General features: G+C 64.5%; 14 protein-coding genes and 2 tRNA genes. 4 read left to right on the forward strand and 12 right to left on the reverse strand.

The features are described from left to right. Positions 1-36 precede the first annotated feature (36 nt). The 3 genes from MUN23_RS08555 to MUN23_RS08565 are packed head-to-tail and all read right to left on the reverse strand — an operon-like array spanning position 37 to position 1,648. The gene (locus MUN23_RS08555) at positions 37-678 is read right to left on the reverse strand and encodes an aminodeoxychorismate/anthranilate synthase component II (protein ID WP_056342783.1); all 642 of its coding nucleotides are present in this window, start codon (positions 676-678) and stop codon (positions 37-39) included. Then, positions 675-845 (reverse strand): hypothetical protein, encoded by a 171-nt coding sequence (locus MUN23_RS08560; RefSeq protein WP_167349826.1) that lies wholly within the window; start codon positions 843-845, stop codon positions 675-677. The genes MUN23_RS08555 and MUN23_RS08560 overlap by 4 nt, the downstream gene beginning before the upstream one ends. A gap of 2 nt (positions 846-847) precedes the next feature. After that, on the reverse strand, positions 848-1,648 hold the full coding sequence (locus tag MUN23_RS08565) for a class E sortase (RefSeq protein WP_248763421.1): 801 nt from the start codon (positions 1,646-1,648) through the stop codon (positions 848-850). Between the two features lie 174 nt (positions 1,649-1,822). Here MUN23_RS08565 and MUN23_RS08570 point away from each other — a divergent pair, with 174 nt between their 5' ends. Then, positions 1,823-2,077, forward strand: a complete 255-nt coding sequence (locus MUN23_RS08570) for a cell division protein CrgA (protein ID WP_056342777.1) — start codon at positions 1,823-1,825, stop codon at positions 2,075-2,077. A gap of 18 nt (positions 2,078-2,095) precedes the next feature. After that, the gene (locus MUN23_RS08575) at positions 2,096-2,728 is read left to right on the forward strand and encodes a DNA-3-methyladenine glycosylase I (protein ID WP_248763422.1); all 633 of its coding nucleotides are present in this window, start codon (positions 2,096-2,098) and stop codon (positions 2,726-2,728) included. 327 nt (positions 2,729-3,055) lie between these two features. Here the strand turns inward: MUN23_RS08575 and MUN23_RS08580 are convergent, their stop codons facing one another. The 3 genes from MUN23_RS08580 to MUN23_RS08590 all read right to left on the reverse strand — a co-directional run bounded on the left by MUN23_RS08580 (position 3,056) and on the right by MUN23_RS08590 (position 5,619). Continuing rightward, positions 3,056-3,529, reverse strand: coding sequence for a carboxymuconolactone decarboxylase family protein (locus MUN23_RS08580; RefSeq protein WP_248763423.1), 474 nt, complete (start codon positions 3,527-3,529; stop codon positions 3,056-3,058). Positions 3,530-4,183: 654 nt separating this feature from the next. Next, on the reverse strand, positions 4,184-5,065 hold the full coding sequence (locus tag MUN23_RS08585; protein ID WP_248763424.1) for a rhomboid family intramembrane serine protease: 882 nt from the start codon (positions 5,063-5,065) through the stop codon (positions 4,184-4,186). Positions 5,066-5,073: 8 nt separating this feature from the next. Beyond that, a complete protein-coding gene (locus MUN23_RS08590) occupies positions 5,074-5,619 on the reverse strand; it encodes a peptidylprolyl isomerase (protein ID WP_185262060.1) in 546 nt (181 codons plus the stop codon). A gap of 155 nt (positions 5,620-5,774) precedes the next feature. Between MUN23_RS08590 and MUN23_RS08595 the strand changes: the two genes are divergently transcribed. Together MUN23_RS08595 and MUN23_RS08600 are read left to right on the forward strand one after the other, a co-directional pair. Further along, the gene (locus tag MUN23_RS08595; RefSeq protein WP_248763425.1) at positions 5,775-6,758 is read left to right on the forward strand and encodes a hypothetical protein; all 984 of its coding nucleotides are present in this window, start codon (positions 5,775-5,777) and stop codon (positions 6,756-6,758) included. Positions 6,759-6,894: 136 nt separating this feature from the next. After that, the gene (locus MUN23_RS08600) at positions 6,895-7,770 is read left to right on the forward strand and encodes a glycosyltransferase family 2 protein (RefSeq protein WP_248763426.1); all 876 of its coding nucleotides are present in this window, start codon (positions 6,895-6,897) and stop codon (positions 7,768-7,770) included. A 26-nt stretch (positions 7,771-7,796) separates the two neighbouring features. On the opposite strand, the gene MUN23_RS08605 is transcribed toward MUN23_RS08600, so the two are convergent. From MUN23_RS08605 to gyrA, 6 genes are all read right to left on the reverse strand, one after another. After that, entirely contained in the window at positions 7,797-8,741 is a 945-nt protein-coding gene (locus MUN23_RS08605) for a DMT family transporter (protein ID WP_248763427.1), read from the reverse strand. A gap of 71 nt (positions 8,742-8,812) precedes the next feature. Next, a tRNA-Ala gene (locus MUN23_RS08610) sits at positions 8,813-8,888 on the reverse strand. Positions 8,889-8,960: 72 nt separating this feature from the next. Continuing rightward, on the reverse strand, positions 8,961-9,077 hold the full coding sequence (locus MUN23_RS08615; RefSeq protein ID WP_210412373.1) for a DLW-39 family protein: 117 nt from the start codon (positions 9,075-9,077) through the stop codon (positions 8,961-8,963). A gap of 69 nt (positions 9,078-9,146) precedes the next feature. Further along, positions 9,147-9,220: transfer RNA gene (locus MUN23_RS08620), tRNA-Ile, on the reverse strand. Between the two features lie 99 nt (positions 9,221-9,319). Further along, positions 9,320-9,991 (reverse strand): DUF3566 domain-containing protein, encoded by a 672-nt coding sequence (locus tag MUN23_RS08625; protein ID WP_248763428.1) that lies wholly within the window; start codon positions 9,989-9,991, stop codon positions 9,320-9,322. Then, on the reverse strand, positions 9,988-12,666 hold the full coding sequence (gene gyrA / locus MUN23_RS08630) for a DNA gyrase subunit A (protein WP_248763429.1): 2,679 nt from the start codon (positions 12,664-12,666) through the stop codon (positions 9,988-9,990). The genes MUN23_RS08625 and gyrA overlap by 4 nt, the downstream gene beginning before the upstream one ends. Between the last annotated feature and the right edge of the window lie 21 nt (positions 12,667-12,687).

Genomic DNA, 12,687 nt, shown 5'->3' on the forward strand with positions numbered 1-12,687 from the left:
GGCGCGAAGTGACCCCGCGTTGCTCGTGTGTTCCGGTCAGTGCTGGATGAGCGGGCTCAGCGTGGCCGCACGGGCGGCGGCTCCCGCCATTCCCAGGGACTCGAGCCAGTTGCCCAGCATCTGGTAGCCGCCTTCGGTCAGGACCGACTCCGGGTGGAACTGCACCCCGCACAGCGGGGCAGTGCGGTGCTGCAGGCCCATCACGACGCCGGTCGCGGTCTCTGCGGTGATCTCCAGGACGTCGGGGATGGTGTCCCTTACCGCTGCCAGCGAGTGGTAGCGCGTCGCTGTCACGGGGGAGGGGAGCCCGGCGAAGACGCTGGTGCCGTTGTGCTCCACCAGTGAGGTCTTGCCGTGCATTAGCTCCGGCGCGTGGGTCACTGTGCCGCCATAGGCTTCGGCCAGGGCCTGATGGCCCAGGCACACACCGAACATCGGTTTGTTGTTCGCCCCGCACCACTTGATCAGCTCAATGCACACGCCCGCCTCGGCGGGGTTTCCCGGACCGGGTGAGATGAGGACGCCGTCGCGCGTTTGTGCCATCTCGATGGCTTCAGCGAGGGTCACGTCGTCGTTGCGGACAACGGTGGTCTCGGCGCCGAGTTCCTGGAGGTAGCCCACCAGGGTGTAAACGAAGCTGTCGTAGTTGTCTACGACCAGAATTTTGGTTGTGGTCATGGCTGGCTTGCAGAACCAATCGTTGAGTCGGTGAATGCGGTGAACCCGGACATCCATGGGAACAGGAACTGAACCATCAGGATCAGTGCGCCGGCGATGAGCACCAGCGACGTGAGGATCCGCAGCCAGAGGGGGCCTGGCAGGTGGCGGAAAATCCAGCCGTACATACTCAGTTTCCTCCCACCGCTGCGGCCACCTGGGCGGCGATCTCGGCCGGCGGGCCCGCGGAGGCAGGCTGCCAGCTATCCAGCAGCGCGTACGCGATGATGCGTTCCTCGGCGCCGAAGCGCGGATTGCAACTGGTCATGGTGAGGAAGCTTTCGGTGGGAGTGACGCCGGGGCGGGTGGGGACCGGTTCCAGGACATCGGTCCGGGACGGCATCACAATCTGGTTGTTGCGGAAGACATAGATGTAGTAGCCGTCCTTGGTCTGGACGTAGATTTTGTCCCCCGGGACAAGGGTGTGGATATTGTCCAGGACGGCACCGTGCGTCTGTCGGTGTCCGGCCACCGCGAAGTTACCGACGGCGCCGGGCATGGCGGTGTTGGCGTAATGGCCAAGCCCCAGCGTATCCAGGACATCCCCGGTGGTTCCCTGCACGATGGGTCGCGTGTAGTTGGGGCCAAAGCGGGGGATATACATGATGCCGATGGTGCCGGCATGCCCTGGTGCCGCGGCAACGGCCGGGGTGCCGTAATCCACGGGCGCTGCCGATGGATCCGGTTCCGGGCTTTCAGGCACCGCGCCGCCCAGCCCCTGGGCGAACTCCTTGATGACGGCACTCTGCTTGGCGTCGGATTCGATGTTGGTCCACCACAGCTGCCAGCCCACAAAGAGCAGGAGGATAATGCCGGCCGTGATGAGCAGCTCGCCAAGCACCTGCACTGTGCCACGCAGAATGGAGCCGCGGGCGGGCGCCGCACGGGCGGGCCGCGTAGCGGCGCGCCTCGCCTTCTCCTGCACTACCACGCGCTCTCCTCCGGGTGGCCGCGATGGGCGTTTGAATGCCCTGAACTACGGCTAGAATTGACTGCTAGTAAGAATCCAGATTTGACCAAGATCGCGCAGACCGCTGGCAACTTCCTTCTTGCAGGATATCAAGCCCGCGGCGCCGAGCTTGCTCCAGTCCGCCAAGGAGAGCACGTGCCCGAGTCAAAGCCTCGCAAGAAGACTTCCAGCGCCGCACAGCCCGCTTCCGGGGCGCAGGCGTATAAGCCCAACGCTGTTTGGTTCAAGCCGGTGATGTTCGGCCTGATGATCATCGGGCTCTTCTGGATCATCACGTTCTACATCAGCGAGGGCCGGTTTCCTGTCCAGGCGTGGGAGTCGTGGAACATCGTGGCCGGCTTCGGCATTGCCATCATCGGCTTCCTGATGACCACGCGCTGGCGTTCCTGACCTGACCGCAGGACCCGTATGACTCCCGCGTCCGCCGACCAGCCCCTAAACGAGGGTGTGGACGGAACTGTCCTGGGCGACGACGGCCTCGCCCGTCCGCCGTGGGCCGCCGTGGATCCGCTGTTGCGCGAGTACTACGACTCCGAATGGGGCCTGCCCGTCCGGGACGAACAAGGCCTGTACGAGCGCATCTGCCTTGAGGGCTTCCAGGCAGGTCTCTCGTGGGCAACGATCCTCCGGAAGCGCCCCGCCTTCCGTCAGGCTTTCCTCGACTTCCAGCCGGACGCTGTTGCCGTTTTTGCGGAAGCGGATGTAGAGCGCCTGCTCCAGGATCCCGGCATCGTCCGCAACCGGCTCAAGATCCGTGCCGCCATCACCAATGCCCGGGCCACCATCGCGCTGCGCGAGCGGGAAGGCCTGGTTGACTTCGTGTGGCAGTTCCAGCCCCGGGCCACTCCCCAGCCGGTCACGCACGCGGAGATCCCCACGCAGTCACCGGAATCGGCGGCGCTGTCCAAGGCGCTGCGGACGCAGGGATTCTCGTTCGTTGGCCCCACCACCATGTTCGCGCTGATGGAAGCCATCGGCATGGTGGACACCCATCTTCTGGACAGCCACCGGCGCGGATCCTCAGGCGTCTGGACCGGCTGACCTGCCGTTCCGCGGGGAACTGACCGGACGCTCCGCCAAGGCCTGTTGTCCACAGCTGTTGGGAAAGTTATCCACAGTGTGCATAACTTTTCCGGCGCCGGAAGCGACTGCCGCCCGTGCAGGCCATGGCGCGCGGGACCGGATCCAAAGCGCTCGGACGGACAGTTATTAACAGTGTGGATTGGCTGTGGATAATTCACATTGACCCGGCGACGGCGTCCTTGGAGTCACCACCCAGAGGCACACCCGGCAGTCCGTTAAAGGCCTGCGGCAATCTCAGTTGCCCTGCCCGGGTCCTGCGTGGTCCGTTACCGGCTCCGGGCCCGGTCAGCGATCCCGGCGGACCGGATGGTGGCTGGTGATGGACACCCGGTTAAAGGCGTTCAGGGTGATCGCCAGCCAGCTGACCGCAGAAAATTCATCGTCACTGAGGTGCTGACGGGCATGTCCTTCCTCAAGCTCGCGGGCCCGGTGGTCCGGCAGTTCGGTGATACATTCGGCCAGGGCCAGGGCCGCCCGCTCCTTGTCCGTGAACAGGGCCGTCTCGCGCCAGGCCGGCAGCACAGCTAGCCGCTGGTGGCTCTCCCCGGCCTCCACAGCGTCCCGCACATGCATGTCGAGACAAAAGGCGCAGCCGTTGATCTGGGAGATCCGCACGTTGAGCAGCTCTATGGTCTTGCGGTCAATCCCGGCCGCGTCGGCGGCTTCGCGCACTTTCAGCCCCAGACCGTTGAGGGCGCGCCATACCGCGGGGTGCTGCTTGTCGAGGTAGATGTGCTGGGTTGTGGCGGTGGCGCTCAAGGCGGTCCTCCTGGCTGGAAGCTTGTTGGGTCCGATGCTGCGTAGGAACACCCTCGCACACACGCGTGTTATCCACTTACTAACACTGGACTACCCACAAGTTATCCACAGTTGTGGATAACAATCCACAGGACGGCCCGAGCGGACCCCTCAGGTGCCCCAGCCGGGGAAACACCGAAGGTTAACTACATGTCTGTAAGTTGTTAACACTGTGAATAACCCTGTTGATACGGGCAGCCCGGATCCCCTCCTCTGGGTCCCCGGCGCGGGAAATGGCCAGGTTATCCACAGGTCGGGCTCAAATGGCGTGTTTTTCCACTTAACCACAGGCGCATCCCCAGGTGTTGTCCACAATTGTGGACAACCGGATGATCAAAACCGGCAAAAGGGCGGAGATGCGGGAGCAGGGGCTCATCGAAATCCTGAACTACACCCGTGTAAGTTACCAACAGTGTGGATAACCCTTGTGGATAACTTCGGCGCCGTCGTCATGGCCTGACGCGGACCACGGGCTGCTCGCACGCCGGGACGCACCCAGCGCGTGAACGGGCAGTGCGGTGCGGAGGCCTCACGAGGCACAGAAAAGACCCCGGTGTCCGTTGGGACACCGGGGTCTAAGTGCTCTGTTGGAGCCGGGCCCAAGGACCCGGACGGTCAACCGGCCGTGACGCGGAGCCAGCTCGCCAGGGCCAGCAGGAGAACGATGGCGACCAGCCCGGCCGCGTGCAGCAGGCGCTGCCGTGGGCCCCGGGGGGTGTATGCAATCACGGCAGCGCAAAGGGCGCCGGTGACGAGCCCGCCCAGGTGCGCCTGCCAGGCGATCTGGGGGACCACAAATCCGATCACGCCGTTGATGGCGATCAGGATCCACAGTTGCCGCGTATCCCCGCCGCGGTGCCGCTGTACCAGCAGCATCGCCCCGAAGAGTCCAAAGATTGCGCCCGAGGCGCCCACCACTCCGGCAAGAGGCACGCCGGGCACGTAGCCGGGGGTCAGCAAGAGGTAGCCGACAGACCCTCCGATGGCAGAGATGAGGTACAACGCCAGGAAGCGGACCCGGCCCAGAAGCGGTTCGAGTGCCTGGCCGAAAATCCACAGCATGTACATGTTCAGCACAATGTGGAGGATGAATCCCTGGGAATGCAGGAACGCCGCCGTCAGCATCCGCCACGGTTCGAACTCACCGAATTCGGGAGTGGCAAAAACATTGGCGAACGCCAGGTTCTGGTAGATCCACTCGCCGGGGACCACCCATTGCAGAACGTACATCACCGCGCACAGGGCGATAATTCCAAACGTCACTATTGGTTTGCCGGTTGCTACGGCGCCGCCGTAGACAGTCTTGACCGCCGGCGTCGTGCGCTTTGTTTCGTTGACGCAGTCAACACACTGGAATCCGACGGCGGCCGCCCGCTGGCAGTCCGGGCACGCTGGGCGGCCGCAGCGCTGGCAGCGCACATAGGAGGGCCGGTCCGGGTGCCTGGGGCACACCGGAACCTGCGCGGACGGCTCAGCCGCCGGAATTCCGTAGCTCATGTGATGGGTTAGAGCTGCTCGATGTCGATGCTGTTGATGGTGACGTCCTCAACCGGGCGGTCGCCCATTCCGGTGCGGACGCCCTCGATGGCGTCGACGACCTTCTTGGAGTCCTCGTCAGCAACCTCGCCGAAGATGCTGTGCTTGCCCTGCAGCCAGTCGGTGGGGATGGTGGTGATGAAGAACTGCGAACCGTTGGTGCCCTTGCCCGCCTGGATGCCGGCGTTGGCCATGGCCAGTTTGTAGGGGGCGTTGAAGCTGAGTTCGGGGTGGATCTCGTCGTCGAACTTGTAGCCGGGTCCGCCCACACCGCGGCCCAGCGGATCGCCGGCCTGGATCATGAAGTCCTTGATGATCCGATGGAAGATGGTGCCGTCGTACAGCGGCGTGCCAGTCTTGTCCTCACCGGTCTCGGGGTGGGTCCAGGCCTGCTCACCGGTGGCAAGGCCAACGAAGTTCTTGACCGTCTTGGGAGCGTGGTTCCCGAAGAGGTCAACGACGATGTCGCCGAGGCTGGTGTGGATGGTTGCTTTTGCAGTTGCGATTGCAGTCATGCCGCCTATTCTTTCACGGCAGGTCAACGTGAAAGGGGCTGGACCGGCAGTTCCGCGCTGGGTGAAATCAGCCGGAAATCCGCGGGAAGAATAGCCCGTGCAGGTCAAGGCACGTAGGCTAACAACAGAACCGTCACATTAATCGGGAGGTAGTTGTGAAGAAATCGGATCGTATTGCCCGTGACCTTGAACAGTCAGTCAACAGCGCGGTTGAGAACGCCAAGGACTGGGCATCCCCCCGCGTGGAAGCAGCAGTGGATTGGGCAGTTCCCCGCCTGCAGCATGGCCTGGACACCGCTTCTCCCAGGATTCAGGAAGGGCTCAAGACGGCGGCCCACAACCTTGCCGACGGCGTCGCAACAGTGACACCGCGCATCCAGGAGGGGCTCGCCCAGCTTGCCCCGAAAATCCACGACGCCGTTGAGGTCGCCACTCCGCGCCTGTACGAAGCCCTGGACAAGGCCACTCCCGTCATCCAGAACGCCCGGGACCGCGTGGTGGTGGAATACCTGCCGCGCCTTTCGGACCAGATCGGCCACGCGTCCGACGCCGTGCACCGCACCTTGGAAAGCGCGCCGTCCCACGTGGACGCCGTCGCCCAACGGCTTGCCGATTCCGGCGTCGTGCATTCCCTCCAGGAGCAGGCACAGACGGCCGGCACGCAGCTCAAGGCCGCCGCGCACGAAGCCGGTAAGGCCGTAGGGGTCGAGATCGCCCAGCCGCAGAAGCCCAAGAAGCGCGGCTGGCTGGTGTTCGGCATCATCGCCGCAGCCGTCGCCGCCGGCGTGGCCGCCTGGAAGGCCTCCAAGCCCGTGGAAGACCCGTGGAAGACCCCTTCCCCGGTCACGCCCACTCCGGCGCCGGTTCCTGCCACCACCGTGAACGACGCCAAGGACGCGGCCGCGGACGCAGCCAGCAAGTCTGCAGCCGCCACCGCTTCGGCCGCTGACGCCGTGGCCGGCCAGGCAGAGGATGTTGCCGGGGACGCCAAGGACACCGCAGAGGATGCAACGGAGAAGGCCAAGCACGTCGCCGATGAATCGGCAGACGCAGCAGCCAAGGCGTCCACCGATGCCAAGACCGCCATCAAGAACATTGCGGCCAACATGAACGGTTCCGCGGACAAGAGCAGCAACTAGCACTTCCGGCGCCCTCGCGCCGCCCACCGAAGGGGCTCCGCCTGGTGCGGGGCCCTTTCAGTGTTTTCCCAGTGTTTGTCCGGGCCGGGCCCAGTCGCTGGCGGGACGAACCATGATCGGTGCTAAATTTGAACTGATGTCAGCCGATAAATCCTCTGGGGATGCCTTGAACGACGCAGCACAGCTGCCGCGCGTGTCCATTGTCATCCCGGCTTACAACGAGGAAAGTGTCATCCGGCAGTGTCTCATCGCCGCGGTATACCAGTCGGTGCCGGCCCACGAAATCATCGTGGTGGACAACCTTTCCACTGACCGCACCGCCGCCATCGTGGCGCAGATGCAGCTGGAGTATCCGGAGAGTCCCGTCATCCTGCTCAGCCAGCACAAGGACCAGGGCCTGATTCCCACCCGAAACTTTGGCCTCAACCATGCCACCGGCGACGTCCTGGGTCGCATTGACGCCGATTCGGTTGTCGAGCCGGACTGGGTGGAGCAGGTCCAGAAGGCCTTTTTTGATCCGTCAGTCCAGGCAGCCACCGGACCGGTGGTCTACTACGACATGCCGATGCGGCGGTTCGGGCTCAAGGCCGACGACAAGATGCGTCAGCTGATGCTCAAGCTCGCCAAGCACCAGTACCACTTCCTGTTCGGATCCAACATGGCCCTGCGGGCTACGGCATGGGAAACCATTCGGGACGAAACCTGCCGTGACGAGAAGGACGAGATGCACGAGGACATCGACCTCTCCCTGCACCTCGCCGACCACGAACTCAAGGTCCAGTACTGGCCCCAGATGGTGTCCGGGATGTCCGCCCGCCGGCTCGAGGATTCACCGCGGGACTACCGGTACTACGTGACCCGCTTCGACCGTACGTACAAGGCGCACAACGTCAAGAAAATGGCCCTCAAGGCACCCATGGTGGTGTTCTTCTCGGTCTACTTCCCGGCGAAGCTCCTGCGGGCCATCCACACGGTCAACACCGCCCAGTCTGTCCGCCGCGGCGGACAATAGGCCCGCTTTACGGCCCTTGCCCGGCCTCAGTCCGTTCCGAGTTCAGCCAGACGGTCCGACGGCGGTTCATCCCCACGCGCGCCGGAACCTTCGCGCCGTTTCCTGAAGCCTGACCGCTGTCCCAGAACCACGACGGCGAGGCCCACGAGGATGAGCCCCAGCCCGCCGTAGGTGCCTGCGGGCAGGGTCTCCTGCAGGAAGACCGCGGCCAGCACGGCTGCGCCGGGGATCTCCAGCAGGATGATCATCGACACCAGCAGCGGGCTCATCGTGGCCAGCAGGTGATTGAAGGCTGTGTGGCCCACCAGTTGGGCACACACGGTGATGGCCAGGATCCCCACCCAGCCAACGGCGTCGAACCCCACCAGCGGCTGGCCGCTGAAGAGCGCCAGCACCGCCACAAATGCCGCGCACATCCCATAGCAGAGCGTGGTGTACGTTCCCGTGGTCATGGTCTGCCGGGCCTTGCCGCCGGCGAGCGTGTAGAGGCCGGCCAGGGCCCCGCCGGCGACGGCCAGCAGGTCGCCCACGAGCGCGTCCGGCGAGGATCCCATGTCGAACCCGGTGATGGTGACAACGCCCCCAAAAGCGATCCCCAGCCCTGCCAGCACCTGCCAGCGGTGCCTGGTGCCCCGGAAGAGCTGGAAGACGGCGATCCAGGCCGACTGCAGGCAGACCAGGGCGGTGGCGGCAGCCACGGACGTCAGCTGGAGGGACGTGATGAAGCAGGCAAAGTGCAGGGCCAGGGCGACGGCGGCGAGCAGCGACCAGCGGAACTCGGGGCCGGTGATCCGGCCGAACTGCCGGGGTTCGCGGACCACGGTGGGAGTGGCCATGACGGCGGCCCCGATGGCGTTGCGCCAGAAGGCGATGGCGAGGGCACTGACGGTGGTGGCACCGAGGGTCGCGGCGATCAACGGCCCGGACGACGCCACGCCCAGGACGCCCACGGCCGCAAGAAGAAAGTTCACCGTTCAACCCTACTGTTCTGCTTTTAACGAAAAAGTCCCGGACAGCGTTGCGGCTGTCCGGGACTTCCTTATGGTGGAGGCACGGGGACTCGAACCCCGAACCCCCTGCTTGCAAAGCAGGTGCGCTACCAATTGCGCCATGCCCCCATAAGAAGCAACCCGTCAATCATACCCTAGAACCGTGGAGCCTTTTGCAAGCTCCCGGTCCGGGGATCCGGCCTATTCGACCTTGTCGGTCGACTGGCTCCAGACTGTTTTCCGGGCCTCGGATTCCTGTGCTTTCCTGTAGAGCAGGACGCCTGCGATCGCAGCTGCAAGTACCAGCAACTTCTTCACATGCTCCCCGTTCCGATCCTGCCTGCCGTGAAGCAAACCGAACCTTCCTTCGAACCTGCACAGGTTCCGTGGGCGTACCAGGACTTGAACCTGGGACCTCTTCGTTATCAGCGAAGCGCTCTAACCGCCTGAGCTATACGCCCCGATGCCTCATCGGGCCGAGACATGACTTTACAGCACATCCCGGCCCGATCTCAAATCGAGGCATTTCGCCGGAGAATTTCCGGTGAAATTAAGGGTTTTCAGTCGTCCGTGAGGGTGACGCCGATGCCGCCAACAAGCGTTGCGGAGATGTTGTAAAGCACCGCTGACAGCATGGACAGCGCCGTCAGCAGGACAACGTTCACCACGGCGATAATCGTGGCAAAGGAAGCCACCTGGCCCAGGGATGCGACCTTCTTCAGTTCGAACCCGCCGCCTTCGGAGCCTGCCAGGGTGCCCAGGAGGCTGTCCACCTGGTCGAAGATTCCGGTGAGGTCCAGGACAGTCCAGAGGACGATGGCGGCCACCACGGTGACGATTCCCAGCGCCACCGACAGGAGGAATGCCATCTTCAGGACAGACCAGGGATCCACCTTGCTGACCAGCAGCCGTGCACGCCTGACCTTGGCCTTGGGTGCGGGCTTGACCAGGCCGGGCTGGGCCTGCGGAGACCGGCCCTGCACTGGGCGCTGGCTGGCCTGTGCTGCCGCCTGCCTGCCCTGGCTGGCACGCTGGCCGGCCTGGCCTGCCGGAACCCGATCCTGCGCAGGGCGCTGGCCGGGAGCGGCCGGCCGCTGCCCCGGCGCGCCCGCAGGGGCCGGTGGGCGCTGCTGCGGACGGACGGGGGCGTTCACCCGGGGTGCGGCCGCGGGCGGCGGCGTTCCGCCGGGGACATTGCTGCTCGGCTTGGGATATGAGTCGGGATTACTCACTCGTTACCTCCGGTGTAGTCTTCGTTCGGCTCAGCGTCGCCGGAGGCGTCCTCTGACTCAACAGCCGGTGACGTATCTGCCGTTGTTGCTGACCCTGCGGATCCCTCGGGGGACCCGGCCTCTTCAGCCAACGTTACGTCATCGTCCACGGATTCTTCGCCCTCGAGGCCGCGTTCGCTGTTCCTGGCCACTTCAATGATGCGGTCGTTCTTGTCCGGCTTCGCGAAGATAACACCCATGGTGTCGCGGCCCTTGGCAGGTACGCCGGCCACGGATGAACGGACAACCTTGCCGCCTTCCATGACCACCAGGACCTCGTCCTCTTCCTGGACAATCAGGGCGCCCACGAGGTGGCCCCGTTCCTCCTGGTACTTGCCCACCTTGATGCCGAGGCCGCCGCGGCCCTGCAGGCGGTATTCCTCCACCGCGGTGCGTTTGGCGTACCCGCCCTCGGTGACCACAAAGACAAACGAACCGTCCGTAACGACGTCCGCCGCCAGCAGTTCATCGTCCTCGCGGAACTTCATGCCGGTCACACCGGACGTGGCCCGGCCCATGGGACGCAGGGCATCGTCGGTGGCGGTGAAGCGGATGGACTGGCCCATGCGGGACACCAGCATAAGGTCATCCGTTTCGGAGACCAGCTGGGCGGAAACCAGCTCGTCCTCGTCACGCAGGTTGATCGCGATGACGCCGGCGGAACGGTTGGTGTCGTAGTCCTCCAGGCGGGTCTTCTTGACCAGGCCGCGCTTGGTGGCCAGCACCAGGTACGGCGCCTGCTGGTAGTCCGTGATGTCCAGGACCTGGGCGATGTGCTCGTCCGGCTGGAAGGCCATCAGGTTCGCGACATGCTGGCCCTTGGCATCACGGCCGGCCTCCACCAGTTCGTACGCCTTCGCCCGGTAGACCCGGCCGAGGTTGGTGAAGAAAAGCAGCCAGTGGTGGGTAGTGGTCACGAAGAAGTGCTCCACCACGTCGTCGCCGCGGAGCTGGGCGCCTTTGATGCCCTTGCCGCCGCGCTGCTGCGACCGGTAGTTGTCGCTGCGCGTGCGCTTGACGTAACCACCGCGGGTAATGGTGACAACCATTTCCTCTTCGGGGATCAGGTCCTCCATGGACATGTCGCCGTCGAAGCCCATCAGGATCTTGGTGCGGCGGTCATCACCGTGCTTGGCCACAATCTCGCCCAGCTCGGTGCTGATGATTTCGCGCTGGCGTTCTTCGGAGGCAAGGATCGAGTTGTACTCGGCGATCAGGGCCTCGAGTTCGGAATGGCGGTCCTGGATCTTCTGGCGTTCCAGGGCTGCCAGGCGGCGCAGCTGCATGTCCAGGATGGCCCGGGCCTGCAGCTCGTCGATGTCCAGCAGCTGCATCAGTCCGTCGCGTGCGGCTTCGGTGGTGTTGGACGCACGGATGAGCGCGATGACTTCGTCCAGCGCGTCCAGTGCCTTCAGGAGGGCACGCAGGATGTGCGCCTCTTCTTCGGCCTTGCGCAGACGGTAGCGGGTACGGCGCGCAATGACATCCAGCTGGTGCGTTACCCAGTGGCGGATGAAGGCGTCCAGGCTCAGCGTGCGCGGAACCCCGTCCACGATGGCCAGCATGTTGGCGGAGAAGTTGCTCTGCAGGTCGGTGTGCTTGTAGAGGTTGTTCAGCACCACCTTGGCCACGGCATCGCGCTTGAGCACAATGACCAGCCGCTGGCCGGTGCGGCCGGAGGTCTCGTCGCGGAGGTCCGCAATGCCGGAGATCTTCCCGTCCTTGACCAGTTCGGCGATCTTGATGGCCAGGTTGTCCGGGTTGGCCTGGTAGGGCAGTTCGGTGACAACCAGGCATGTGCGGCCCTGGAGTTCCTCGACGTTGACCACGGCGCGCATGGTGACGGAGCCGCGGCCCGTCCGGTACGCGTCCTCAATGCCCCTGTGGCCAAGAATCGTTGCCCCGGTGGGGAAATCGGGTCCCTTGATACGGAGCAGCAGCTCTTCGAGCAGTTCCTCTCGGCTGGCCGTCGGATTGGCCAGGTACCACTGGACGCCGTCAGCCACTTCGCGGAGGTTGTGCGGCGGAATGTTGGTGGCCATGCCCACGGCAATGCCGGACGAACCGTTGACCAGCAGATTGGGGAAACGCGCCGGCAGGATGGTGGGTTCCTGGTTCTTGCCGTCGTAGTTGTCCTGGAAGTCGACCGTTTCCTCGTCGATATCCCGGACCATCTCCATGGCCAGCTGGGACATTTTCGTTTCGGTGTACCGCGGGGCGGCGGCACCGTCATTGCCCGGCGAACCGAAGTTGCCCTGGCCCAGGGCAAGCGGGTAGCGCATGGTCCAGTCCTGGATCAGGCGGACCAGCGCATCGTAGATCGCGGTGTCGCCGTGGGGGTGGTACTGGCCCATGACCTCGCCCACCACACGGGCGCACTTGTTGAAGGACCGTTCCGGCCGGTAACCGCCGTCGAACATCGCGTACAGCACGCGGCGGTGCACGGGCTTGAGGCCATCGCGCACGTCGGGAAGGGCGCGGCCCACAATAACGGCCATGGCGTAGTCCAGGTACGAGCGCTGCATTTCCGTCTGCAGGTCCACCTGCTCCACGCGGTCAACCAGCACGTCGCCTTCAAGAACGGTTTCCGGAAGATCGGCGGATTCCGCCGGATTCTCGGGTGTCTCGTCACTCATCGTTTATATTTTCCGTTTCAG

It is taken from the genome of Pseudarthrobacter sp. SSS035 (genome assembly GCF_023273875.1).
Taxonomy (GTDB): Bacteria; Actinomycetota; Actinomycetes; order Actinomycetales; family Micrococcaceae; genus Arthrobacter.